Source organism: Gracilibacillus salitolerans (assembly GCF_009650095.1).
Lineage (GTDB): Bacteria > Bacillota > Bacilli > Bacillales > Amphibacillaceae > Gracilibacillus > Gracilibacillus salitolerans.
Genome location: NZ_CP045915.1, coordinates 3,061,262 through 3,086,896, shown reverse-complemented (window position 1 = coordinate 3,086,896; position 25,635 = coordinate 3,061,262). Strand labels below are relative to the sequence as shown.

The 25,635-nt window shown below is 36.5% G+C and carries 30 protein-coding genes; 23 read left to right on the top strand and 7 right to left on the bottom strand.

Going from position 1 to position 25,635, the window contains the following annotated elements; translation table 11 throughout:
• Window positions 1-8: 8 nt before the first annotated feature.
• Window positions 9-956, bottom strand: a complete 948-nt coding sequence (gene rnhC / locus GI584_RS14880; RefSeq protein WP_325063403.1) for a ribonuclease HIII — start codon at window positions 954-956, stop codon at window positions 9-11.
• Between the two features lie 182 nt (window positions 957-1,138).
• On the opposite strand from rnhC, the gene zapA reads away from it, so the two are divergent.
• The 7 genes from zapA to uvrC all read left to right on the top strand — a co-directional run bounded on the left by zapA (window position 1,139) and on the right by uvrC (window position 8,975).
• A complete protein-coding gene (zapA, locus tag GI584_RS14875; RefSeq protein WP_100359971.1) occupies window positions 1,139-1,399 on the top strand; it encodes a cell division protein ZapA in 261 nt (86 codons plus the stop codon).
• Between the two features lie 7 nt (window positions 1,400-1,406).
• Complete coding sequence (locus tag GI584_RS14870; protein WP_153791700.1) at window positions 1,407-1,958, top strand: CvpA family protein; 552 nt, start codon at window positions 1,407-1,409, stop codon at window positions 1,956-1,958.
• 72 nt (window positions 1,959-2,030) lie between these two features.
• On the top strand, window positions 2,031-3,743 hold the full coding sequence (gene polX, locus GI584_RS14865) for a DNA polymerase/3'-5' exonuclease PolX (RefSeq protein ID WP_153791699.1): 1,713 nt from the start codon (window positions 2,031-2,033) through the stop codon (window positions 3,741-3,743).
• Between the two features lie 19 nt (window positions 3,744-3,762).
• Window positions 3,763-6,111 (top strand): endonuclease MutS2, encoded by a 2,349-nt coding sequence (locus tag GI584_RS14860; RefSeq protein WP_153791698.1) that lies wholly within the window; start codon window positions 3,763-3,765, stop codon window positions 6,109-6,111.
• 14 nt (window positions 6,112-6,125) lie between these two features.
• Window positions 6,126-6,533 carry a DUF350 domain-containing protein gene (locus tag GI584_RS14855; RefSeq protein ID WP_100359975.1) on the top strand — a complete coding sequence of 136 codons (408 nt, stop codon included), beginning with the start codon at window positions 6,126-6,128 and terminating at the stop codon, window positions 6,531-6,533.
• Window positions 6,534-6,731: 198 nt separating this feature from the next.
• A complete protein-coding gene (gene trxA / locus GI584_RS14850; protein WP_100359976.1) occupies window positions 6,732-7,046 on the top strand; it encodes a thioredoxin in 315 nt (104 codons plus the stop codon).
• A gap of 150 nt (window positions 7,047-7,196) precedes the next feature.
• Complete coding sequence (gene uvrC, locus GI584_RS14845) at window positions 7,197-8,975, top strand: excinuclease ABC subunit UvrC (protein ID WP_153791697.1); 1,779 nt, start codon at window positions 7,197-7,199, stop codon at window positions 8,973-8,975.
• Between the two features lie 73 nt (window positions 8,976-9,048).
• Here uvrC and GI584_RS14840 read toward each other — a convergent pair whose 3' ends face one another.
• Complete coding sequence (locus GI584_RS14840) at window positions 9,049-9,474, bottom strand: DUF2507 domain-containing protein (protein WP_100359978.1); 426 nt, start codon at window positions 9,472-9,474, stop codon at window positions 9,049-9,051.
• Between the two features lie 343 nt (window positions 9,475-9,817).
• On the opposite strand from GI584_RS14840, the gene GI584_RS14835 reads away from it, so the two are divergent.
• The 5 genes from GI584_RS14835 (at window position 9,818) to GI584_RS14815 (ending at window position 14,261) form a co-directional block, all read left to right on the top strand.
• Complete coding sequence (locus tag GI584_RS14835) at window positions 9,818-10,426, top strand: succinate dehydrogenase cytochrome b558 subunit (RefSeq protein WP_100359979.1); 609 nt, start codon at window positions 9,818-9,820, stop codon at window positions 10,424-10,426.
• Window positions 10,427-10,458: 32 nt separating this feature from the next.
• Window positions 10,459-12,210: a succinate dehydrogenase flavoprotein subunit gene (gene sdhA / locus GI584_RS14830; protein WP_100359980.1), complete on the top strand. Its 1,752-nt coding sequence runs from the start codon at window positions 10,459-10,461 to the stop codon at window positions 12,208-12,210.
• 16 nt (window positions 12,211-12,226) lie between these two features.
• Window positions 12,227-12,988, top strand: coding sequence for a succinate dehydrogenase iron-sulfur subunit (sdhB, locus tag GI584_RS14825; protein WP_100359981.1), 762 nt, complete (start codon window positions 12,227-12,229; stop codon window positions 12,986-12,988).
• A gap of 433 nt (window positions 12,989-13,421) precedes the next feature.
• Window positions 13,422-13,646, top strand: coding sequence for a helix-turn-helix domain-containing protein (locus GI584_RS14820; RefSeq protein WP_054859055.1), 225 nt, complete (start codon window positions 13,422-13,424; stop codon window positions 13,644-13,646).
• 378 nt (window positions 13,647-14,024) lie between these two features.
• Window positions 14,025-14,261: a hypothetical protein gene (locus tag GI584_RS14815; protein WP_153791696.1), complete on the top strand. Its 237-nt coding sequence runs from the start codon at window positions 14,025-14,027 to the stop codon at window positions 14,259-14,261.
• A 565-nt stretch (window positions 14,262-14,826) separates the two neighbouring features.
• On the opposite strand, the gene GI584_RS14810 is transcribed toward GI584_RS14815, so the two are convergent.
• Window positions 14,827-15,894, bottom strand: a complete 1,068-nt coding sequence (locus GI584_RS14810; RefSeq protein ID WP_153791695.1) for a C45 family autoproteolytic acyltransferase/hydrolase — start codon at window positions 15,892-15,894, stop codon at window positions 14,827-14,829.
• 222 nt (window positions 15,895-16,116) lie between these two features.
• On the opposite strand from GI584_RS14810, the gene GI584_RS14805 reads away from it, so the two are divergent.
• From GI584_RS14805 to GI584_RS14785, 5 genes are all read left to right on the top strand, one after another.
• Window positions 16,117-16,479: a hypothetical protein gene (locus GI584_RS14805; RefSeq protein WP_153791694.1), complete on the top strand. Its 363-nt coding sequence runs from the start codon at window positions 16,117-16,119 to the stop codon at window positions 16,477-16,479.
• Window positions 16,480-16,618: 139 nt separating this feature from the next.
• Window positions 16,619-17,065, top strand: a complete 447-nt coding sequence (locus tag GI584_RS14800) for a GNAT family N-acetyltransferase (RefSeq protein WP_153792983.1) — start codon at window positions 16,619-16,621, stop codon at window positions 17,063-17,065.
• A gap of 84 nt (window positions 17,066-17,149) precedes the next feature.
• Window positions 17,150-17,419: a TIGR04104 family putative zinc finger protein gene (locus GI584_RS14795; protein WP_153791693.1), complete on the top strand. Its 270-nt coding sequence runs from the start codon at window positions 17,150-17,152 to the stop codon at window positions 17,417-17,419.
• A 73-nt stretch (window positions 17,420-17,492) separates the two neighbouring features.
• Window positions 17,493-17,666 carry a hypothetical protein gene (locus GI584_RS14790; RefSeq protein ID WP_194842004.1) on the top strand — a complete coding sequence of 58 codons (174 nt, stop codon included), beginning with the start codon at window positions 17,493-17,495 and terminating at the stop codon, window positions 17,664-17,666.
• Between the two features lie 208 nt (window positions 17,667-17,874).
• Window positions 17,875-18,195, top strand: a complete 321-nt coding sequence (locus GI584_RS14785; RefSeq protein ID WP_153791692.1) for a hypothetical protein — start codon at window positions 17,875-17,877, stop codon at window positions 18,193-18,195.
• Between the two features lie 128 nt (window positions 18,196-18,323).
• Here the strand turns inward: GI584_RS14785 and GI584_RS14780 are convergent, their stop codons facing one another.
• The gene (locus tag GI584_RS14780; RefSeq protein WP_194842003.1) at window positions 18,324-18,728 is read right to left on the bottom strand and encodes a M67 family metallopeptidase; all 405 of its coding nucleotides are present in this window, start codon (window positions 18,726-18,728) and stop codon (window positions 18,324-18,326) included.
• The gene (locus GI584_RS14775) at window positions 18,716-19,771 is read right to left on the bottom strand and encodes an AAA family ATPase (RefSeq protein WP_153791690.1); all 1,056 of its coding nucleotides are present in this window, start codon (window positions 19,769-19,771) and stop codon (window positions 18,716-18,718) included. Before GI584_RS14775 ends, GI584_RS14780 begins: the two co-directional genes overlap by 13 nt.
• Window positions 19,772-20,029: 258 nt before the next feature.
• Between GI584_RS14775 and GI584_RS14770 the strand changes: the two genes are divergently transcribed.
• The 4 genes from GI584_RS14770 to GI584_RS14755 all read left to right on the top strand — a co-directional run bounded on the left by GI584_RS14770 (window position 20,030) and on the right by GI584_RS14755 (window position 22,898).
• Complete coding sequence (locus GI584_RS14770; protein ID WP_100359990.1) at window positions 20,030-20,704, top strand: BMQ_0737 family morphogenetic spore coat protein; 675 nt, start codon at window positions 20,030-20,032, stop codon at window positions 20,702-20,704.
• A gap of 83 nt (window positions 20,705-20,787) precedes the next feature.
• Window positions 20,788-21,375, top strand: a complete 588-nt coding sequence (locus GI584_RS14765; protein ID WP_153791689.1) for a hypothetical protein — start codon at window positions 20,788-20,790, stop codon at window positions 21,373-21,375.
• Complete coding sequence (locus GI584_RS14760; RefSeq protein WP_100359992.1) at window positions 21,362-21,682, top strand: hypothetical protein; 321 nt, start codon at window positions 21,362-21,364, stop codon at window positions 21,680-21,682. The genes GI584_RS14765 and GI584_RS14760 overlap by 14 nt, the downstream gene beginning before the upstream one ends.
• Window positions 21,675-22,898 (top strand): surface carbohydrate biosynthesis protein, encoded by a 1,224-nt coding sequence (locus GI584_RS14755; protein ID WP_153791688.1) that lies wholly within the window; start codon window positions 21,675-21,677, stop codon window positions 22,896-22,898. The genes GI584_RS14760 and GI584_RS14755 overlap by 8 nt, the downstream gene beginning before the upstream one ends.
• A 1-nt stretch (window position 22,899) precedes the next feature.
• On the opposite strand, the gene GI584_RS24250 is transcribed toward GI584_RS14755, so the two are convergent.
• A complete protein-coding gene (locus tag GI584_RS24250) occupies window positions 22,900-23,028 on the bottom strand; it encodes a hypothetical protein (RefSeq protein ID WP_267902826.1) in 129 nt (42 codons plus the stop codon).
• A gap of 94 nt (window positions 23,029-23,122) precedes the next feature.
• Window positions 23,123-23,497, bottom strand: a complete 375-nt coding sequence (locus tag GI584_RS14750; protein ID WP_153791687.1) for a hypothetical protein — start codon at window positions 23,495-23,497, stop codon at window positions 23,123-23,125.
• Between the two features lie 138 nt (window positions 23,498-23,635).
• Here GI584_RS14750 and GI584_RS14745 point away from each other — a divergent pair, with 138 nt between their 5' ends.
• Complete coding sequence (locus GI584_RS14745; protein WP_228552247.1) at window positions 23,636-24,502, top strand: BMQ_0737 family morphogenetic spore coat protein; 867 nt, start codon at window positions 23,636-23,638, stop codon at window positions 24,500-24,502.
• Window positions 24,503-24,669: 167 nt separating this feature from the next.
• Window positions 24,670-25,635 carry an SDR family NAD(P)-dependent oxidoreductase gene (locus GI584_RS14740; RefSeq protein WP_153791686.1) on the top strand — a complete coding sequence of 322 codons (966 nt, stop codon included), beginning with the start codon at window positions 24,670-24,672 and terminating at the stop codon, window positions 25,633-25,635.

The following is a 25,635-nucleotide window of genomic DNA, read 5'->3' as shown; positions in this document are numbered from 1 at the left end:
AAGCACACTTACCTTTTTACATATCTTAAAGCTTTATCAGTATTAGCAAAGTGCATTTTCGCAACTTGGGATAATGCTTCGATGCCATTTTTCTTGATAAAATAAGCAGCAGCTTCATCAACCTTGTTTGAAGCTCCTTTTGGAATCGGAAACCCGTATTGATTGGACATTCGATCCATCTCTTTCACAAATTTAGCACGTGCAATGATCGAGGCTGCAGCAACAGAAGTTGAATAACTTTCGGCTTTAGTCATAAAAAAGGTGTTTTTTTCTAATTTTAATCCTTCCTGGCCAATATGTTTTAGGAAGGAGGGAGGCTGACAAAATTGATCGATTAGTATACCATGGATAGGGATACAGTCGATTTTTGTCAATAATTTTTGAATAGCATGCTGGTGGAGCATGGCCTTCATTTTGCCTTGATTCCATCCTTTTTTCTGCAATTTATTATATTTCGTATTATCTAAGGTCAACAAAGTGTAAGGAATGTTTTCCCGGACTATTTCTTTGGCAAGACGGGCAATATTCTCGTCTGTTAATGTTTTAGAATCGGTTATGCCCATAGCTTTTAGCATCGCAATTTTTTCTTCTGGAACATAAACAGCACTAACGGTGATTGGGCCGAAATAATCACCAGTTCCCGCTTCGTCCGTACCAATATGTGCATGTGTGAAAAGAGATTCAGGTGGTTGATAATCATGCTCATTAACGGAAGCTTTAGAGCGGTTAGTTGAAGAATTCTCCGTTTTTGGCGCATTCCATTTCTTTGCTTCTTGTTGAGCATGATCGCCTTGAAACATAACTTTCCCGGATTTATAGGCAGTAACCGTAACATTATTGATTTTAGCTAAGAAAAGACTATTTGGCGGAACTTTGGTAATATATTTTTCATAGTAATCTTTAACCTTGGATAAATCATTTTTAGAAAAATGTAAAACAATATTTGACAACAGCATTCGTCCTTTCTTAAACGTAAGTGTATGTATAGTGGATGTCTAGATATCAGCCGTAAAAAAACTAGGAGCTTCTCACTTTCTTATAAGTATAACAGAGATAGGTTTTATCAGAATAGTTTTCTAATTGGATGCTTCATGTTAATATTAATTTTAAGGTTATTTGTCTAGAAGGGGGAATCATGGTGTCCCAGCCAGAAAAATCACGGACTACCGTTGATATATATGGAAGATCATATAATATTGTAGGAAATGAAAAAACTGAGCAAATCCGTGCTGTAGCAAATTTAGTAGATGAAAAAATGCGTGAAATACATGCTGTGAATAAATCATTAGATTCCACTAACTTGGCTGTTCTGACAGCTGTAAATACAATGAATGATTATATGAAACTGAAAGAAGATTTTGAGGTATTGCAAAAATTACTTGAGGAGAAAGAGGAATAATTTTGTCATGGTAAACTTTATATTGATTGTTTTATTAATTATCGGGGTGCTTGTCGGACTCAGAAGAGGTTTTATTCTTCAAGTACTTCATCTTACTGCTTTTATAATTGCTTTTATTGTAGCAGCTACATATTATGATGATGTTGCTTCAAAGCTAGAATTATGGATTCCATATCCTGAATTAATGTCTGATTCTTCGTGGGCTGTCTTTTTAGAGTCATTACCCTTAGAAGTAGCCTATTATAATGCGATTGCGTTTGGTGCACTATTCTTTGTAACGAAAATATTATTACAGATAGTGGCAACAATGCTTGATTTTGTTGCGGATTTACCCTTATTGAGTTTTGTCAATAGTTGGCTTGGTGCTATTTTAGGATTTATTGAAGTATATTTACTGATTTTTGTTGTGCTATATATATTAGCACTCGCGCCTGTCCCGACTATTCAGGATTATATTGATGGTTCAAGTATTGCCACATATATCATTGAAAATACACCCGTATTAACGGATAAATTAACGACGTATTGGTTTGAGAATGATCCATTCAATAATGGTTAATCCAAATACCCTTGCAACTAGAGTAAGCAAGGGTATTTCACATGTAGATTACTGAGAAGTGAGGGAAAGAAGATGTCTGTTAACAAAAAAGATGTCATTAAATTATTAGAAAAAATAGCAACGTATCTTGAATTAAAAGGAGAAAATCCGTTCAAAATCTCTGCTTATCGTAAAGCAGCACAAGCGCTGGAACGAGATGATCGCTCCTTAACTGAAATGGACGATTTTACGAAATTACAGGGAGTCGGTAAAGGAACAGCAGCGGTAATTACCGAGTTTATTGAAAATGGTGAGTCAGATACGTTAAAGCAATTAGAAAAGGAAGTACCGCAAGGGCTAATACCTTTGTTACACCTTCAAGGACTTGGGGGTAAGAAATTAGCAAAATTGTATCAAGAACTAAATATTATAGATGAAAAAACGTTAAAAGAAGCCTGTGAAGAAGGAAAGATTCAAGGGTTAAAAGGTTTTGGTAAAAAGACAGAGGAAAAAATCTTAGAAGCATTGAATAGTGCTGGAGCTCGCCCGGAACGGTTACCGGTGTCAATGGTAGTAGTTATTGTTGAGAAGATCGAAGCTTTTCTCTATACGATTGAGGAGATTAAACAATTTTCTATTGCTGGAAGTATGCGCCGCTTTCGTGAGACAGTGAAAGATCTGGATTTTATCATTGCAACAGACGAACCAGAAGTGGTACGTGAAAAGCTATTACAATTTGAAGATCTTATCGACACGATTGCAGCAGGAGATACTAAAGTGTCCATAGTTGTAGAGGGACGTTATGATATTAGTGTTGACTTCCGTTTAGTAACAGAGAAAGAATTTCCGACAACATTACATCATTTCACCGGGTCCAAAGATCACAACGTCCTGATGCGACAGTTTGCCAAAGGGCAGGGTAAAAAAATTAGTGAATATGGTGTGGAGGATGTAGAAACAGGAGAAGTAGAAACATTTGATACAGAAGCAGCTTTTTATAAAAGTTTTGGTCTTCACTATATTCCACCAGAGATTCGTGAAGGAAAAGATGAGATAGAATTAGCCAAATCCGAGATTGATTTAGTTGATGAAGATGCTTTGCGTGGAGATTTGCATATGCACACCACTTGGAGTGATGGAGCACAATCATTGGAAGAGATGGTGGTTCGAGCAAAAGAAAAGGGATACGAATATATTGCGATTACCGATCATTCCAAGTATCTGCGTGTCGCTAATGGCTTAAATGAAGAACGCTTAAGATTACAGCGCAAAGAAATAAAGCATGTACAGACGAAACATCCAGACATCCATATATTTGCAGGGATTGAAATGGATATTTTGCCTGATGGTAGATTAGATTTTGATGATGACTTTCTACAAGAGCTTGATTTTGTGATTGCATCGATTCACTCCAGTTTCGGGCAATCACAAGAAAAAATTCATGAACGCTTACTTAATGCGCTCGAAAACCCACATGTTGATATGATTGCTCATCCAACAGGCAGGCTTCTGGGCCGGAGAGACGGATATCCTGTTGATGTCGAATGGTTGATTGAGAGAGCAAAAGAAACAAATACAATTTTAGAATTAAATGCCAATCCTAATCGTCTGGATTTAGCTGCTAAGTGGGTAGAGATGGCACAACAACAAGGTGTGAATATTGCCATTAATACTGATGCCCACAGTTATGCCATGCTGGAAGACATGACTACTGGTGTAGGGACGGCAAGACGAGGAAAACTAAAAAAACAAACTGTAGTTAATACCTGGACGAAAGAGCAGTTAATACAATTTTTAGCAAAATAAACGAAAAGGAGGTCCGTTTATGAATACCCGAATACTCCATGTTTTAGAATTTTATAAAATTATTGAGCAACTAGCCGAAAAAGCAGCTTCCTCTCTAGGGATCGAAAGAATACGCAAGCTGAAACCATCAACGGATCTCGATCAAGTTGTGAAATGGCAAGAGGAAACAGATGAAGCCTATCATGTCATCCGCTTAAAAGGGAATGTCCCGCTCGGTGGGATTTCTGATATTAAACCAAGTGTAAAAAGAGCTGTCATCGGAGGCGTTTTAAGTACACATGAGTGTCTTGATATAGCAAGTACTATTTATGGCGGGAAACAGCTAAAGCTTTTTATTGATAAATTGGAAGATATCGAATTACCGATCATCCAGGGATTAGCGGATGAAATTGTGCCATTGAATGAATTAGAGCGCGAAATCAAAAGCTGTATTGATGATCATGGACATATGATGGATGGAGCGTCAGATAAATTACGGGGATTGCGTTCCAAAATCCGTACCAATGAAAATAAAGTACGTGATCGCTTGGATAATTTCACTAAAACAAAAGCGAAAATGCTATCTGATGTCATCATTACCATTCGTAATGATCGTTATGTATTGCCAGTTAAACAGGAATATCGCTCAGCTATTGGCGGCATTGTCCATGACCAATCAGCATCAGGTCAAACATTGTTTATGGAACCACAATCGGTTGTGGAATTAAATAACCAATTACAAGCGGCTCGAGTCGAAGAAAAGCAGGAAATTGAACGGATTTTAAAGGATTTATCCCAACGAATAGCAGCTGATGAAGGATTTTTAATGCAAAATGTCGAAGCACTAGCAGCGATAGATTTTATTTTTGCAAGAGCAAAATTAAGTCATCAAATGAAAGCAAGCAGACCAGCGATGAATGATCGTGGTGTAATTAAGATGAAGCAGGCACGACACCCTCTCATCCCAGCAGAAGAAGTCGTGGCAAATGATGTTCAATTAGGAGAAGACTTTACTGCTATTGTTATTACAGGTCCTAATACTGGTGGTAAAACAGTTACATTAAAAATGGTAGGTCTATGTACGTTAATGGCACAGTCCGGTTTACAGGTACCCGCGCTGGACGGTTGTGAGTTGGCAGTATTCTCCGATGTTTTCGCTGATATAGGCGATGAACAGTCGATTGAACAAAGTTTAAGTACTTTTTCGTCTCATATGACAAACATAGTGGATATCCTCGATACATTTGATGAAAGATCATTGCTTTTATTTGATGAGCTAGGTGCAGGTACAGATCCGCAAGAAGGTGCCGCCCTTGCAATGTCCATTCTTGATTATGTACTTGGTAAACAAGCTCGTGTTATTGCAACTACTCATTATCCTGAATTGAAAGCATATGGGTACAACCGTGACGGTGTGACTAATGCATCCGTTGAATTTGATATTCAAACATTAAAGCCGACATATCGATTGTTAATCGGTGTGCCGGGAAGAAGTAATGCATTTGAAATTTCCAAGCGTCTAGGCTTACTTGAATCCATTATTGAAGAAGCAAAAGGTCATATCGGTACAGATTCGAAAAGTGTGGAAAACATGATCGCTTCCCTCGAGGATTCGCGTCGAAAGGCAGAAACCGATTATGAGGACGCACATGACATTTTAGAAGATGCCGAACAGTTAAAACGTGACTTAGTAAAGCAGTGGCAGCAATTTGAAAAAGATCGTGAAGCTTTATACAAGAAAGCAGAAGAAAAAGCTGAAAAAGCAGTTGTTAAAGCTCGTGAAGAAGCAGAAATAATCGTATCAGAACTACGCAATATGCAAACAGAGGCAGAATTAAAAGAACATGAATGGATTGAAGCGAAAAAATTATTAAATGAAGCCAGACCTGATTTGACAAAGAAACAGGAAACACAAACACCAACCATTAGTGAAGACAAAGCGAAAACGTTAAAGTCTGGTGATGAGGTACGATTATTAACACTGGATCAAAAAGGAACCATTATCGAACAAACAGGCAAAAATGAATTTCAGGTGCAGATTGGGATCATGAAAATGAAAGCCAAACGCAAAGATCTTTTATTTATTAGAAGAGAAGAACAGAAAATGGAAAAACCGTTAGCAACGGTCAGAGGCTCACAATATCACGTCAAACCAGAGCTGGATTTGCGTGGGGAACGCTTTGAAGACGCCGTACAACAATTAGAGAAATACGTTGATGACGCTCTACTTGCAGGTTATAACAAAGTATCAATCATCCATGGAAAAGGAACCGGTGCACTAAGAAAAGGAGTTAAAGATTTTGCCCGAAAACATTCCAAAATTACGAGCGCACGTGATGGGGATATGGGTGAGGGCGGTCTTGGTGTCACTGTTCTGGAATTAAAATAAAAGGAGGCGATGTCATGTCTGACTTTTGGGGAAATGTATTTATCGAAACCGCAGCCCGATATAGTGTCGCCATATTATGTCTAGTTTTATTTCTTGTTATTTTTGAACTTGTCACTTCTTATAAGAATTGGGAAGAAATTAAACGCGGCAACTTTAGTGTTGCAATGGCTACTGGTGGAAAAATATTTGGAATTGCTAATATCATCCGATACTCCATCCAACACAATGATACCATCTTAGAAAGCATTGCATGGGGCGGATATGGCTTTCTGTTACTGTTGTTCGGGTATTTTATATTTGAATTTTTAACTCCAACTTATAAAATTGACCAGGAAATTGCCAATGATAACCGGGCGGTTGGTTTTATATCTCTGGTTATTTCTGTTGGGCTATCCTATGTTATCGGATCAAGCATCCAGTAAAGGAGTGGCATAGTGAAAACTTTAGCGTATGTTTTAATCGTTATTGCCGTCATCTTTTTAGCTGTTGGAATCTATTATGTGATGACGGTATAGTATTTTTCTGCTATCAACATAATAACTATAAGCAAAGTATTAGGATGATTTTTTTGTCAATGTTATACTTGTAAAGAAATCGGAATAATGAAGGAGGAATTCTTAATGGCAATTGTAGCAGCTAACGATAGCACTTTTAGTAATGAAACTAGCGAGGGATTAGTAATAGCTGATTTTTGGGCAACTTGGTGTGGACCATGTAAAATGATTGCACCAGTCCTTGAAGAAATAGATGGTGAAATGAGCGACACAGTTAAAATTGTAAAACTTGATGTTGATGAAAACCAAGAAACAGCTGGAAAATACGGTGTGATGAGTATTCCAACACTTCTACTTTTCAAAGACGGAGAAGTAGTTGACCAAGTTGTTGGTTACCAACCAAAAGAAGCACTTGTTGAGTTAATCAACAAACACGCATAATAGAACGTGATAATCCCTTATTATAGTGATCTTATACTATAATAAGGGATTCTTTACGGAAAGAGTCTTTTTTTGTATTATAATAATGTTTAGATCGAAAAATAAAGAATAGAGAGAAAAAGATATCATGCAATCTAGGGGGGTGAAGTGGTGAACGACCATATTAAGGAGAAATTAGCAGTGTTACCAGCGCAACCTGGCTGTTATTTAATGAAGGATAAGCATGGAACAGTTATCTATGTTGGGAAGTCGAAAATCCTTCGTAATCGGGTGCGTTCTTATTTTATTGGAGCTAATGATCAAAAAACACAGCGTCTCGTCCGTGAGATTAAAGATTTCGAATATATCGTCACAAGTTCAGAGATCGAAGCATTGATTCTTGAAATGAACTTAATCAAAAAATATGACCCGAGATATAATGTATTGTTGAAAGATGATAAATCTTATCCCTTTTTAAAAATTACCAACGAACGGCATCCACGCTTAATTATTACGAGAAAAGTCAAAAAAGATAAGGGGAAGTATTTCGGTCCTTATCCTAATGTTTTGGCAGCGAGGGAAACAAAAAAGCTGTTAGATCGGTTATACCCTTTACGAAAATGCAATAATCCAAAAGGGCGGCATTGTCTTTATTATCATATGGATCAATGCTTGGCATGCTCCGATAATCCGCCATCTAGGGAAGAATACCGAAAAATAACCCAGGAAATCACAAGCTTTTTAAACGGTGGGCACGGAAAAATAAAAACAGAATTAAAAGAAAAAATGCTAACAGCTTCTGAGGATTTAAATTTCGAGCGGGCCAAAGAATTTCGTGATCTGATTCAGCATATTGAATCGGTAATGGAACAACAAAAAATGACCATGAAAGATCAGGTCGATCGAGATGTGTTTAACTTCACCTATGACAAGGGCTGGATGTGTGTTCAGGTATTCTTTATACGTCAAGGAAAATTAATCGAACGTGATATTTCGTTATTTCCGTTTTATGATGAAGCAGAGGAAACTTTCCTAAGTTTTATCGGAAGTTTTTACATGCACCATCACCATCCGAAACCAAAACATATTCTCGTACCGATTCCAACAGATGTGGATTTATTAAAGCAATTATTAGATGTAGATGTTCATATTCCAATGCGAGGACGCAAAAAAGAATTAGTAGAATTAGCAAAGAAAAATGCGGAAATTGCCTTACAGGAAAAATTCAGTTTGATTGAACGAAATGAAGAACGTACCATTCGCGCTGTTGAAAGCCTGGGCGAAAAACTTCACATTGAGACGCCACATCGTATTGAATCCTTTGATAACTCTAATATTCAGGGAACGGACCCGGTATCAGCGATGGTCGTTTTTGTTGACGGTAAGCCAGCAAAAAAGGATTATCGTAAATATAAAATTAAACAGGTAGATGGTCCTGATGATTATGAGACCATGCGTGAGGTGATACGCAGACGATACACCAGGGTATTAAAAGAAGGAGCACCATTACCGGATTTAATTCTTGTTGATGGGGCAAAAGGGCAGATGTCGGCAGCTGTTGACGTACTAGAGAATGAATTAGGGTTAGATATTCCACTTTGTGGTTTAGCAAAAGATGACAAACACCGGACAAGCGAATTATTGTACGGAGATCCACCAGAAGTAGTCGAGTTAGATCGGCGTTCACAAGAATTTTATTTTATTCAACGGATTCAGGATGAAGTACACCGATTTGCCATTACCTTTCACCGACAGCTCAGAGGAAAAAGTGCCTTCCGTTCCAAATTAGATGATATTGATGGAGTAGGTGCACAGCGGAAGAAATTATTACTTACTCATTTTAAATCTGTAAAGGAGATAGAAGAGGCATCGGTCGACTCCATTGTAAAACTAGGGATTCCGAGACCAATTGCGGAAAATATATTACAACATCTCCAAGAAGAAGAATAATGCCCCTTTTCGAAAATGTCGGTGTTGGCCACAGGTCGTGGCCGTATTTAGCCGACATTAGGAATAAGGGGCTTTAATTATGTAGAGCGTGTAAAATAACGTGATCTTTATTGATTTCTGCTACACATTCACAGTTTTTATTGGTTATATGGTACATTGATTCAGCTAGAAATCCTGCTTCTAGTTGAAAGTCAATTTCTTTTAACATTTGCAGTCGAGCTTTAATCAAATTACCGCCTAGCTCATAAATAAAACCACGCCGCTTTTCATTTGCTAACAATAACTCTCCCCAGCCGACATGTTGAAAAAACTCCTGTATTTCTACTATTGATGCACATTCCGCCTGTCTGGCCAAATTTTTGCCCATGACATATAAAATAAGATCGGACTCCTGTCCTAGCATATCTGGTAATCCGACATATCGAATTAAGTCATAGCCACTGCTAGTTGTTTGAAGGTTGGCAAGTACTGTAGCAATGTTTGTTTTTTTATTTGTCACTTGATTGTCCCCTCTCTTACCTCAATCAGAACCTAACTCTTTACTACCTATTATCCTCTTTTTTAACCTTTTCTGCAATCGTTCAAAAGTAACTTTCTCCATTTATCTATTATTAATCGACAAATGTTTGAAGAAAAAGAATTCGTTTTCTTGACGCTTTTTCCTGATAGAAGTACAATAGTTGTGGTAACAATATACGAAATCTTTGGATGGGATGTCTCGTGAGAGGGATGAAACGAAAAAAGAATCCGTACAACGGGATGTAAAGCGCTTTAAAATGTTTAAAAGCGAAAAAAGTGTCGTATGTTGAATTTAAGTTGAACTAGAGGGGGGTACACAAAAGGTGGAAAATAGGGAATTTTTTTATCGCAGGTTACATTCGCTATTAGGAGTTGTGCCAATCGGGGTCTTTTTAATTCAGCACTTGGTTGTAAACCATTTTGCAGTTTATGGTCCTGAAAGCTTTAACACAGCAGCACAATTTATGCATGATTTACCATTCCGGCTCATGCTTGAAATCTTCATTATTTTTCTTCCTATTATATTCCACGCAGTATTAGGTGTGTATATCGTATTTGTTGCAAAAAATAATGTAAGTCGCTACGGCTTCTTCCGTAATTGGATGTTCTATCTGCAACGAATTACAGGTATCATTACACTTGTTTTTATTGTGTGGCACGTATGGGAGACACGTGTTCAAATTGGAATGGGAACTGAGGAATTGAATTACGGATTAATGGAAAATATTTTAGCTAATCCAGTAATGTTTTGGTTCTATGTGATTGGTGTAGTTTCAACTACATTCCACTTCGCAAATGGTCTTTGGAGCTTTTTAGTAAGCTGGGGTGTTACTGTTACACCACGCTCACAAAAGATTGCTACATATGCAACACTATTAGTTTTCTTAGCCGTAACATATATCGGTATTCGCGCATTGTTCGCGTTCGTTTAATAAGTAGTAGGGAGTAAAGGGAGTGAGTATAAATGAGTGATCGCAATATTGTTATTGTTGGTGGTGGTCTAGCAGGTTTAATGGCCACAATTAAAGCAGCAGAAGCAGGCGTACACGTTGATTTATTATCAATTGTACCTGTAAAAAGGTCTCACTCTGTTTGTGCACAAGGCGGAATTAACGGTGCAGTAAATACAAAAGGGGAAGGCGATTCTCCTTGGGAACACTTTGATGATACAGTTTACGGTGGTGACTTTTTAGCCAATCAACCTCCAGTAAAAGCAATGTGTGAAGCTGCACCTGGGATTATACATATGCTGGATCGTATGGGAGTTATGTTTAACCGTACGCCAGAAGGTTTACTTGACTTCCGTCGTTTCGGTGGTACACAGCATCACCGCACAGCATATGCCGGTGCGACAACAGGGCAACAATTATTATATGCATTAGACGAACAGGTTCGTCGCTATGAAGTACAAGGATTAGTAACAAAATACGAAGGCTGGGAATTCATTTCAGCCATCATTGATGATGAAGGTGTTGGACGAGGGGTTATCGGTCAAAACATCAAATCTCATGAACTCAAAGCATTTAAAGCTGACGCTACTATTTTAGCGTCTGGTGGACCTGGTATTATCTTTGGTAAATCTACCAATTCTGTTATTAATACAGGTTCTGCCGCTGCAGCTCTTTACTTACAAGGTGGAATTTATGCCAATGGTGAGTTCATTCAAATCCACCCAACTGCAATTCCAGGGGATGATAAACTTCGTCTGATGAGTGAATCTGCACGTGGAGAAGGTGGTCGGGTTTGGACTTATAAAGATGGAGAACCATGGTATTTCTTAGAAGAGAAATACCCGGCATACGGTAACCTTGTACCTCGTGATATTGCTACACGTGAAATTTTTGATGTGTGTGTCAATCAAAAATTAGGTATCAATGGTGAAAACATGGTATACCTAGATCTTTCACACAAAGATCCAAAAGAATTAGATGTTAAACTTGGTGGTATCATTGAAATTTACGAGAAGTTTGTTGGGGAAGACCCTCGTAAAGTACCAATGAAAATCTTCCCGGCAGTACACTACTCTATGGGTGGTCTGTGGGTTGATTTTGATCAAATGTCAAATATTCCTGGTATTTTTGCTGCTGGTGAGTGTGATTATTCACAACACGGTGCAAACCGTCTAGGTGCAAACTCGTTACTATCATCCATCTACGGTGGTATGGTTGCCGGACCTAATGCGATTAAATACATGGATGGTCTGGAAAAAACAGTTGAAGACGTACCTTCCACGTTATTTGATAACCATTTAAAAGAAGAAGTAGAAAAATTCGAAGCGTTATTAAATATGCGCGGTGACGAGAATGCGTATCAAATCCATAAAGAGCTAGGTGAATGGATGACAGATAACGTAACCGTTGTACGAGACAACGAGAAACTATTGAAAACAGATGAAAAAATTCAGGAACTAATAGAACGTTGGGATAACATCAATATGGACGATACATCACGTTGGAATAACTCTGGTGTTATGTTTACTCGTCAGTTGAAAAACATGCTTCATTTAGCACGCGTTATTACACAAGGAGCTTATAACCGTAATGAAAGCCGTGGCGCACATTACAAACCGGAATTCCCTGATCGTAATGATGAAGAATGGCTTAAAACAACAAAAGCATCCTTCGACGAAGCTACAAAAGCACCGAAATTCGAATATGAAGATGTTGATGTATCACTTATTAAACCTAGAAAACGTGACTACAGTAAGAAAAAATAAAAGGGGGTAGCGAGAAATGGCAGAGGAGAAATTAACACTTATAGTAACTCGTCAAGATAGCCCTGATTCTCCTCCCTATGAGGAGACTTTCAAGGTAACTTACCGTAAGAATATGAATATAATCTCCGCATTAATGGAAACACAGAAAAATCCAGTTAATGCAAATGGAGGATCTGTAGCACCAGTTCAATGGGAGTCTAACTGTTTAGAAGAAGTTTGCGGGGCTTGTTCGATGGTAATTAATGGGGAACCACGTCAAGCTTGTTCTACACTTGTAGATAAATTGGAACAACCAATCCGTGTCGCACCAATGTCGACATTCCCGGTTGTTCGTGACTTGGTTGTAGACCGCAGTCGTATGTTTGACTCTCTGAAAAAGGTTAAAGCATGGGTTCCAATCGACGGTACCCATGATCTTGGTCCAGGACCTAGAATGCCGGAGAAAAAACGTCAATGGGCATACGAATTATCCAAATGTATGACATGTGGTGTTTGCCTAGAAGCATGTCCAAACGTAAACAGCAAGTCTGATTTCATCGGACCTGCACCACTATCACAAGTGCGCCTGTTCAATTCTCATCCTACTGGTGAAATGAACAAGAGCGAACGTTTAGAAGCATTAATGGACGATGGTGGCATCTCCGGATGTGGTAACTCACAAAACTGCGTACAAGTTTGTCCAAAAGGTATTCCTTTAACAACTTCCATCGCAGCACTAAACCGCGATACTAACATTCAATCATTCAAAAACTTCTTCGGAAGCGACAACGCATATTAATATCGAATTGAAAACCCTTCTCCAGTGATGGAGAGGGTTTTTTGTTGCTTCTGGAAGTTGAAGTTGCCACTAAAAGCCTCGAGGTTGCCAGTAAAGTCCCCAAAGTTGCAAGTGAATCCATAAAATTTCCAGTAAACATCTGTAGTATTAATAATAAATGAACGCCAGTTGATAACAAAGTTCATCAAGCAATCATAAGTTATTATGTACCACTAGAAGGTGTGAGAAAATATGGAGACGATGATCTAGATGTAGCATGTACCTTTCAAGCAAATTTAAATGAAAATTAGCATAAATAACTAATAATAAAAACTTGTCGCCAATTTAGACGTTTGTAGAGCACAACTTCTCTGTGGTTGACATATTATAAGATTGACTAAGTAATTACCCTCTTATTTTCAACGCCCTAAAGTTAGCAAGGAGGGGTTCACATTTGAAAGATAATGACTACAAGCCGAAGCAATTACTAACGAAAAGGGAAAGAGAAGTATTTGAGCTACTAGTACAGGACAAAACAACAAAGGAAATCGCCCAAGAATTATTTATTTCGCAAAAAACGGTGAGGAATCATATCTCAAACGCAATGCAGAAGTTGGGTGTTAAGGGGCGCTCGCAAGCTGTAGTGGAGTTATTGCGAATGGGCGAGTTAGAGCTTTAGATGAAAACCAGTTATTCTACATAGGAATAACTGGTTTTTCTGTTTGTTAGGAATGCATATGAGAAATAGTGGTTGATATTTGTGGTTTTTTTAAAATTTTCCTAATACATGTTACGACAAGATAGATTAAAATAATATTTGCAATCAAAGAGGCTATGTTAACTGAATAAGAATTGTTTACAGATAGATGCTGTATAATGAAGTCAGAACTAGTTTCGCTGTAAATGGTTACAAATGGAAATGGAAAGCCAAATGTATAAGCATATTTTGTTGTATGAAGTAATGTAGGTGTCCTGTTGAAGAATAGTTTTCTATAGCTTACAATTAGCGTATATCCATTTCCATTTTATAGAAAAGAGTAACTAAGGAGCAAAAGTCATGTTTTTTAAACCTAGTAAAAGTAAAGACAATACAAGTGTTAATATTGCTTATTATTGTACATTTGTCTATTGGTCGGTATTCCTTTTAGTGGATAGCCTTCTTCTTGATCTATTTGATAAAGCTATCGATATTAAATCAATTAATTTACTGCTATCAGGATTGGCAGTGTTTTTTACAAGTGAACTTGTCGCTAAATTCGTGTTAGAGAAAAAACATAAAAAAGTGCATATGTAATAATTCTTCTATCAAAAATTATTACACTAACGGAGAAGGTGTTGGGATATGTCAAAATCGAAAAACTACATATATTTATCGTGGAGCTGTTTTATTATTTGATTAATATTATGGACTCCAAACATCTTTTTTGAAATAAGCAGTCCTTTCTGGACGTTAACTTATATTATTGGTCCATTAGGTGTTATTTTTGCGGTTCTTACAAAGAATTGGTTCCTTATTATATTGAATGGAATAATGAGTTTAAGCTTTTTTATTTTTATGGCTGTTGGCTATTATTTTCTAGGGCAATAATGGGTTATAATGATTCAAATCATCTACCTTGCAAACTACTTATGACTGAAAAGTAGATTACTAAAGACAGTTAGGGTATTAAGTGATAGATACACGATCTTTAATGTACTTTTCTGAAAATCTTAATCTAATATGAAGAATTAAAAAGTAAAGGAGTTACTGTTAACTTTGGGATAATGAGGCTAACTATTTTGCAGTAATAGAAAAAGGATAAGTATTTATAACTATCAAACCAGTTATTCGGGATAAGGGATAACTGGTTTGATTCATTCTAGTTCTTAAACCAATCCGCCTTTTCCATATGTAGAAATGGAATATCTGTATCGACTTCTCCTTCGATTTGCTCAGTGGAAAAGCCGGTTCCAGCTAACCACTCGGCAAAATCAAATTCAGTTGGCTTCTGGTCACCGCCTAATGCAAGCCATGAAGCTAATGACTTTGGAAAGTATGCTGATGTGTGAATCGTTCCAGCCCAATTGCGATATTGATTCGAAAACAGATCTTGATTAGAATCGTTCAACATTCGGAAAGCTTCTAATCCGGATAAATCATGATTCTGTTTGTTATTCATTGCATTTAATCTTTTATTGGAATCATCTAAGAAATGGCGGTTTTCTTTTTTCATCATCTCAAAATGATTGGTACAGGTATTTCCTTCACGTACTTCTACACCCCTAGGTGATGTTTCAACAATGACTGCTGCACCATCGCTTTTTGCATCAAACAATACATAGCTAAACGAACCGCGATGAGGTAGTTCCCTTAATAATTGGACTGCTTCAGAAATATTTGCGCAAAGCTCGAGAGCGAGTCTACCAACCATATGACAAACAAATCCGTCTCCAGGTCGTTTTCGGTTAATAAACGTATATCCTAAAGCCAGCCCCTTTTCATTCATTCCGTCACATCTTCCTGAAACACGTTGACTGACACCGATCGTTGCATAACCATGATCTGTTGGTTGATATACAACGTAACGTCCATCATAGGTTTTCGGGTGGTAATCATAATTACGGATCATATAATCCTTTCCGACAAAAATAGAACAGCCTGATCGCTGTACTTTCAACCGATAGCCGCCAAACTCTAACAAAACACGTTCCATTGGCCATTCTAGTGCATCTCTTAATCCTTCCATTTCGCCCCAAACTGAAGAGCCTAATTGCTTAAATATTGCTTTTGTTTCTTCCACATCAATTTGAAAACGAGGTATACGAACCTTCCATTGTCTGTTTCGATTTTGAACGAGAAAAGAGTCTTTTAGATGTTGTCCTTGCATATAACCGAAATCATAATGCGAACCGCGGAATTGGATCACATTCGTATAAATCTGCTTCATTCTGCCGCACCTCATAAGTATGTAAATTTCAATCAGTAACTTCCATTATAATCTAATTCGGTATTATTGAAAATATAGAGGAATTGTATAATAATGGAGAAAAGACTATACTAACCAGTGATATCTATTGGAGTCAAGTACTTCAGCTTAGGAGTGGTCCCTTGCAATTTACATTTCGTCCCGATATTAAATGGAAAAAATACATCTTCAATTGGTTATTATGTGCTAGCTATTGTTATCACAGGCATTATTACATTTTTCAACTTACTTAATAGTGATTCGATCAAGTTAGTTGTCGCCATTATATTACAGGTGTTACTTGTTGTATTTGGCATCTTCAGAGTGATCTATTATTATAATTTACCAGAAAAAGTCTATGTAAGATTGGAAGATAACTCAATGTTCATGTACAAGCCAAATTTACAAAAAAAGCAGATTGAACTTACTAACATAAACCGCGTTGTCGAAATGAAAGATATGATTTTATTGATATTGAAAAGTGGTAAAGAGGAGCAAATCCATAAAGCGTGGTTAACGGATGAAGATATTTTGTTATTAAAAAAAGAACTAAATTCTATTTCGTGAAAAAGTAACCTATACTTAATCTAGATAGTACATTGTAAAGCAGAGATCGCATAACAGTCCTACAAAAAAAGTAGACATCTTAGCCTGAAATAAAGATAACTGAATAAAAGGAGTTGGGTTTGTATTGAAAAATGGACTGATGTTTAGAGAAGCAGAAGAAAATGATGTAGGTGAAATTGTAAAAATGTTAGCGAATGACAGGTTAGGTAAAACACGTGAAAATTATACACATCCTCTACCGAAGCAATATATAAAAGCGTTTGAAGCGATACAATCAGATACAAATAACGAGTTAATTGTAGCTGTTTTGGAAGGTCATATTATTGGTGTATTACAAATTACATTTACTCCTTACATAACGCATCAGGGGGGATGGCGAGCAACGATTGAAGGAGTAAGGACGGATGAGTCTGTAAGAGGTAAAGGCATTGGATCTAAAATGATAACATGGGCGATTGAGCGTGCAAAAACCCGAAATTGTCACTTAGTTCAACTGACAACAGATAAAACCAGAACAGATGCTTTGCGATTTTATGAAAAACTTGGCTTTCAAGCAACACATGAGGGGTTAAAATTAAAACTTTAATAGGAGCTAATGATGAAAAACAGCCTTATAACAAAAAATATACATCATTACAGTTATTGACTAGTAGAATGGGGGGGAGATATAATGCCAACTTGTCAGCATTGCCATTATGAATGGTCCTACAAGCAAACATTAAATAAATCATTCACACTTGATCCGGCGATGCCTTGTCTATATTGCGGCACAAAACAATTCTTGTCGAAAAAGGCCAGAAGAAAAACAAGTATGCTAAATTTTCTTCCACCAGGTGCTGATTTTACTACCGACAGTATTTGGTGTATCCATTATGGTATCCGTGCTTTTACTAGCGATCACAATAACTGTGATGGTCACTATGTACCCCATATTAGTTGAATTGTCGAATCAAGAGGAGCCTATCATCTAAAAAACAGAAAAAATGCAAAGTTTTATAGGAAGGGGGATACAAATGAGTAATTGGTTATATGGACTATATGCTTTGGTCCTAGGGATAGTATCAATCATTACTGGTGAAATAATTACTTTCATTATGTTAGGGTTTATTTTGATTAGTCTTCAAAATATCCACCGTGTACTGAGAGAGTTAGTTAAAATTAATCAAGCAAATATTAAAGGATCATGATTGACTAGTTATAGATTACTTACTAAACGTCAATTGAACATCACTTAACCTTGTCACGAAATGACAAAATCTATTAAACAGGTGTGAGGCATCATGCGTTTTTTCTTAAAGTTGTATATTCAGTTTGCTATATGGGTTAATGTTCGTTGTGCCTATAGAGCTTATGTTAAATGTTTATCGAATTGATCGCCTCATGAATGGGGATACAATGAATATTTTAATGATTATAAGTGTCTCTTTTGTACTTCTGTTCAGTGTCATTATTGTTATAGTAAGTAAATATTGGTTGCGTGGGCGTTTTGCAGCTATATGGTCTGCTCTACTTTGGTTTCCATATTGCGTATTATTTGTGTACATATGCACTCGTCTCTTTCCCATTACCAATCAAGGTGATGTCCCACCTCCGGGAACGGGATTCATTGTAATGGGTGGTCTTATTTTGTATCCGTTTTATATTATGATATTAAGTATGTTATCAATTGCTTTCTTTAAAACAAAGAAGAGTATTGGACAGAACACAGTGGCATAACTTTATAAAGTTTAGCAGTAACGAAAATGTGGAAGGGCGTAGATAAAATCATGGGTAGTAAAGCAAGGTTTTTTTAGTAGATACATTTTAACACCATGATAAATACTCGATATATCAAATATGAAGTATTAATTTATATTGATTGTACATGCTTTGTAGGTTTTATTTTTTATCTGATACCATTTTATTTGTGGTATTTGATATTTATAGGAAATAATCACCATATCAACCTCTTCATTTGGATGGTGGATTAAATCAAATTGAGAAGGGACAGGTTTAGTCGAAGGGTGAGTATGAAATATAGCTAAAACCTGTTCCTTCCTGTTTTGAATACTCTTGACTGCTGTTGTTACCATTTCTTTAGGAACAAAAAAACGGGTGCTTGATTTTAATTGATTTTGCAATGGCCAAAATGACCTTACTTGATGATGGTAGCCAGCTAATAGTCCACATGCTTCATCAGGCAAATTATTTTCACCTTCTGCAATCATTTTCTCATATATGTCATTTGGTAAAGAGATTATTTTTTCCATAACGATTTTGCTAATAACCATGTTTTTTTAATTCCGCTTGGAGAGCTACTTTCCTCTTGTGTTGTTTTCTGCTCCTGCTTTTCCATGGCTGTTTTTGGTTCTGGCTCAACAGTTAGCTCTTGTTTTTTCGGTTCTGGAGTAACAACTGAATTTAGTTCTTTTGGTTCAGGAGTGACAGTCGGTTTTTGAGGTTGTGATTCCTGTACTTGCTTCACTTGCTGGATATCTTTCTCTTTCACTTCATTTTCTGGCATACTCTTGTTATCTGTCTCTTCTTGGATTTTTTCCTTAATCTCTTCTTTAACCCCTTCTTTAGCTTTGGTTACTTTTCTTGTATTTTTTTGTTCCACATTCGCTTTTTTCTTTTTGACAATGATATTTTTGTTTAACTCGTATTTTGCATTATGGAACGTTTTTTTGCCATTTTGGATAGTAATCATATTCGTATTAGCAGGTTGACGGCGCGGTTTGGGATTTGTCATTGAGCTATTACTAGGCGGTGGAGTTACATGACTTTTGGGTTTTGCTGCTTTCAGCATGTTATGCAATTGTCGATATTCACTAGTCCGCCTTTTCGTTCGTTGTTGTTTATTGGGGTGTGGCTGATTTTTGACTTGAGTGATTGTGTTTTTTTGTTCATTTATTTGCTTTTTCACTTCATGTAATTCTGTATCTGTATTGCCAATTATTTGATCTACTTTTTCGAGTAATTCATTAATACGAATTTCTTTTACATCATCTTTTATACTGTGAACGTCCTTTTTTAATTGTTGGATGGAGTGGTTAATTGCATGGATTTGAGCAGCTATTTTCTGTTCCTTCTGTTCATATCCCTGTATTTGCTTTTGATAGGTTTCTTCCATAACCTTCATATCTCCTTTATACTTAGCTAATTCTTTTTTCGTTGCTTCTAAGTCTTCCTGGGCTTCCATATATAAAACGGATTCACTTTCATTCCATGTTTCTATTGCTTTTTTATATACCTCGAGATCACGATTTAATTTTTCAATTTCTTCAAAATTATAGAGCCTATATTGATACATGACGATTCACCCTTTTCACTGCACATTAATATAATATTGATGAAACACCAATTCGTGACAAATGTGCTGTTTTATTCAAATGTAATAACTAGTACTGATGAAACTCACAGGTTGTCTTACGATTGCGGACTCTTTTTATCATATGATATTCGCCTAACTTCTCAAATATCATGATATTTCCGCAAATTTACTAAAACATTTTTTGGTGTGTTGTCATAGGCTATATGGACAGTAATCTTATTTGGAGGTGTTTGCTCGATGCAAATGGATAATCTAACAGGAGGGCAGGAGCTTCTGTGTATTAATACAGAGAAGGTATATGACTGGATCTTGAATGAAGCAACATTCGATTTAAATTTACCAGACTTAGAATTACCAATTAACCCTGTAACTGGTGACCAGTTAGAATGTGCTGATATTGATTTAGACACAGTGACATGTGAAGTTGCTCCTGCTGAAACGGATCCAATCGTTGTATTAGAACGTGAAGATCAAGTATTTATCGTGGATGATGAAGAAGTAACATTACAAATTGTTAACATCCGTAAAAATTTCGAGGTAACTGTATTTGTAAACTTAGTGCCAGAACTCGGTGGCAGTCAGGTAGAAGTTGGTACGGCAGAATTTACCCGTTGTGAGCAAGTGATTCTTTGTGCGCCAGAAGGAACAGACATAGATGTATCGTTTACAGATTTAAATTGCTTTGTATGTACTGCTGCATGTGATGAAGGAACTACAACTGAAGCAGATGAATTAGATGTTACCTTAACTGTACGTCTATGCCAAAGCATCCAGTCTACTTTTGATGTAACATTAGAGCTTGTAGCAGAATTCTGTCAACCACGTGACATCTTACCATTCCCACCATGCCCGACACCAACTATTCCAGCACAATGCCCTGTAGTTTTCCCTAGTAACGGGAATAACGGATAAATCATCAACATAGGGATAAAGAGAGGGAAAATCCTCTCTTTCTTTTTTTTTTAGCTACCATGACAAACGAAAGAGGTGTATTTATGTCTGATCAACAGGAACTACAACAGAAGTTAATCGACTGGCAAGAGGAGCAAGCATCTTATTTAGACCAAATTAAAGGCTTAATTCAAGATTTAGGTGTAACAGAACATTTAAAAATTATTTGTTATTTTACATTTTCCTTTCAACTGTTCCATCGAGAAGAACGCGAGAATTATTGTATCGGTTCTTTTCATATTCAGAATGTTGGAAATAAACCATTAACTAATCCACACATAGGCTTAAAAATTACATCTAATATTGACTTTCAATTTTCAGGGAAATATCTTTATCATAATTCCAAACAATCACAAAGACTTTCAGATGCTTGGGAGCGAATCAATGAACCATCTGACAAAAAAGAGTTCTGGCTTAGACCCATACAGAAACAGACAATCGAAGCTGGTGAAACATTGACTTTTTCAAATTTCCAAGTTAAATGGATTCCAACCAGTAAATACTCTGGAACGATTCAAGGTTTCACCTATGGAAATGAGTTACCTGATGGTATGAATGCATTGAATCAGATTATCCTGAATGGGTCGGTAGCAGATCGGCAACAGGAGGGCGATCTAAATGAAAAAAAGTAAAAGAGATCAACAATCATTTGATATCAATCAAATGATTACTCAATATATGAAAGATTATATGGGCCGTATGAGTAATGAAGAGTACAAAAAGAATAATAGTTTTATATATTTAGAAAACGAAACATTACATATGCTGCTCATGTATTTATTTATGAAAAATAACAGTAATAGTATGGATAGTACTAATGTTAATTTATCAGAACTGTCAGAGATACTAGACCGGCATGTTGAGAGCAATCGTCAAGGCTATGAAGAAGTGATTCAGTTATTAAAAGTTCTGGCAAAAGGAAGTAGTGAAAATGACTAGTCGGTGGTTATATTTACCAATAGAAGTGAAAGTTCGTGAACTAGATGCCAAATTACTTCTTTCCTATTACGCAGTACGCCAAGGCTATCAAGTAATTATTGGTGACCTTCCATTAGTGGCAAAAGCAGCAGCTAATTATCAATCAGGTATTTATTTTGCAAAAGGCGGACCAAAAGGCTTTCGAAAACGAATGGTCACAAATGCTATTCAACATGGCCAAACTGTAGTTGAACTGGATGAAGAAGGGTTATTAATTGAAAAAAATAAATATATACGTGATCGAATGAGAAAGGATACATTAAAGCTAGTAGAACATGAATATTGCTGGGGTGAGTACCAAAAACAAATCATAACTGATACATATCCTGATATGGCTGATAAATGTCATGTCGTAGGTAATCCGCGATTTGATTTACTAAAGCCTAAATTTCAAGAGGTGTACCAGGATGAAGTAAAAAGCCTGCAACAACAATATGGCGATTTTATTTTAATCAATACAAGATTCTCTTTATATAATGCCGCAAAAGGAAAAAAAGAAACGGTCTTTGTCCAACATATCAAAGCACTTTATCAATCTTTTTTAGAAATGATTAAACAGACTGCAAGACATTTTCCACACCTAAACATTGTTATTCGTCCTCATCCAGCCGAAAATTTTAATTCGTACTGGCGAATGTTCCAAAAAATATCAAATATACATGTAGTCCATGAAGGAGCCATTAATAAATGGTTATTAGCGGCAAAAATCGTGATTCATAATGGTTGTACATCGGGAATTGAAGCATTTCTTTTGGATAAGCCAGTGATTGCCTATTTACCTTTTGATACGGAAGAAATAGAACTGCCGAATGTATTAGGGTTCAAGGCAACGACCTTAACAGAATTACATGATACAGTGGATCATCTATTACACCATCAGGCTGTCATTCCTGGTGATGATAGGTTGTATCATTATTGTAGATGGGAAATAGATAGTTATTCCGTGGATTATATTTTAGATTTATGTAACACGATTTCGCTGCCATCACCACCTCATAACCTTTCGAACTTGAGGATCCATCAGAAAAAAAATCTTCGAAAGCAAAAGCGCAAGTTTTCTTTAACAGAAGAAGAAATTACATCTTTTTATCAAAAACTGGACCAAATCGAAAAACAATCAATAAAGCGAACAATCAAACAAATTTCACCACATGTTTTCCATGTCAGTACAGTTTAACTTATTTCATACAACAGCCGCCTTTTCTTCTTCTTATTGCATTTTTTTTAATTTTTGAAGTAATTACTATTGGTTTATTTGATGTTTTAAAGTAATTACCTACTTTATTGGTAATTTGTTTAGCTTTCATACGAACCATCTCCTTTATTTATTGTCAGTTTTAGTATATTTTTATGTTTAAAAAAGGTATGGACGAATGGAAGTGTTGCTGGAAAACTAGGTATTTATCGTCTATTGGTATGAATAGCTGTTATCTCCGTTTTGGGAGTATTCCACTTTCTATTAGAATTGTTTTGGCTGGAAGGAGTGCTTTCTTTCTGAACCGACTGGAGCATTCTTTGCAACTTACTGTAATCGGATGGTTGATATTGTGGTGCCTTAGATGTTAACGGTTTTTTTATCTGTGCTAAACCTTGTTGGAGTTGATGCATATCCTGTTTCACGTTATTCATTTCATTAATAAATAGTTCTAATTTATCGATCAATTTCGCTATTCGTAATTTCTCCACATCCCCTTTAATGGACTGTACCTCATTTTGGAGTGCCGCAAGAACCTCACTTAGATTTTCTATATCTAATTGATCCGTATTTTCGTTCATTTTTTTGATCTCCTTTCGTGATTATTGCCTACTATCTAATGTATGATTCTTTCGTTAAACCGTGAAATAACATTAACGTTTTGCCTATTGGTTTCATAGTCTATAGGGAAATGAGGATAATGGAGGTGTGTAAGAGAAATGTCAATCAACCACATAGCAGGTGGGCAGGAATTACTGTGTATCAATACAGAAAAAGTATATGACTGGGTTCTAAACGAGGCAACATTTGATTTAAATGTAGATGGATTGGAGCTGCCGATTAATACGGTGACTGGTGCACAATTAGAATGTGACGATATTGACTTAAATAGCGTGACATGTGAGGTTACACCAGCCGAAGAAGATTCGTTTGTGATTTTAGATCGTGAAGATCAGGTATTTATAATAGACGAAGAAGAAGTCACATTACAACTTGTCAATATTCGTAAATGCTTTGATGTAATCGTATATGCACAACTGATACCAGAGCTTGGTGGGGGTGCAATTGAAATTGGCACAGCAACTTTTTCGCGTTGTGAACAAGTGATACTATGTGCACCAGAAGGAACGGATATTAATGTATCATATACAGATTTAAATTGTTTTGTATGTGCGGTGAATTGTGATACAGGTACAACTACAGAAATAGATGAGTTAAATGTGACACTGACAGTAAGATTATGCCAAAGTATTCAATCGACGTTTGAGGTTACGATTGAGTTAGAAGCAGATTTCTGTCAGCCTCGTGATGTATTACCAGTTCCGCCTTGTCCAGCGCCAACCATCCCGGTACAATGTCCGGTAGTTTTCCCTACAACAGAACCCAATGGGGAAATAAGTAAAAAGAAAAAACATGGATCAAGTAAAAAAAAGGCAGTAGGAATGATGCTTTCAGAACAACAACCGGAAGAGAATACTAATATAATCCAAGAATCCAATGAAATAGCACATCAAGAACCAGAAATAGATGTAGTAACTAGTTCAGAGGATTTAACAAATGAAGAACAAAAAGAAGGAGAGGAATAACCCTCTCTTTTTTTTTGATTAAAATTAAGCTCAAATTTTATCTTATACATCTAACATATAATTGGGTAACTCTGAATAGGCTACGGTCGTTACTGTTTTCCGACTATTCAATATACATATACAAGTACCATTTAATAAGCCTTATAAAAAAGGAAAGAGGGACAGCAGTGTTTTTTAAAGATAAAACCATATTAGTTATTGGAGGTACCGGCACAATTGGAACAAGCGTCATTGCTGAACTGTTACAAGAGCAGCCAAAGAAAATTAAAATATTCAGTCGCGATGAATATAAACAGCATGTAGTAAAAGAACAATTCCACCATAATAACTTACTTGAATTTGTAATCGGTGATGTTCGCGATGAAGATAGGGTAGAGGAAGTAATGACAAATGTTGATTATGTTTTGCAATTAGCAGCAATGAAACGAGTCGATACCTGTGAAAAGAATCCAATCGAAGCTGTTCAAACAAATATTATGGGGACTTATCATGTAATGAAAGCAGCAATAGAAAAGAAGGTTAAAAAGGTAGTTTTTACCAGTTCAGATAAGGCGATTGCTCCAACTAATGCTTACGGCGCAACAAAATTAATTGGTGAACGTTTAATATCAGCATCTGGAGAAAGTGATAACGTATTTGCGAGTGTCCGTTTTGGTAATGTGATGGGGTCAAGAGGCTCAGTAATCCCCCTTTTTCAGGAACAAATACGGACCGAACAGAAAATAACTGTAACGGATCCAAAAATGACTAGATTCATGATGACTGTAGCACAAGCAACGAAACTTACGATTAATGCGCTAAAAGAAGCGAAAGGAGGAGAGGTCTTCGTACTGAAAATGCCAGTGATTCGTTTAGGAGATTTAGCTGAGATATTAATTAGAAAATCAGATCAACAAGTGACTACTGAAATCATTGGCTTAAAAGCAGGTGAAAAAATGTATGAGGAATTAATGACCTATGAAGAATCTTTACATGCATGGGAGTTTACCGATATGTTTGTAATTCCAATAGATGAAGACGTCACTTATCCTAATGCGATAAAAGCAAAAACGGGCACTTATAGTTCTGTAGACGAGAAAGTACTCTCTAAAAAGGAACTTTATCAATTGTTAACTAGAGCAAATCTGATTTAA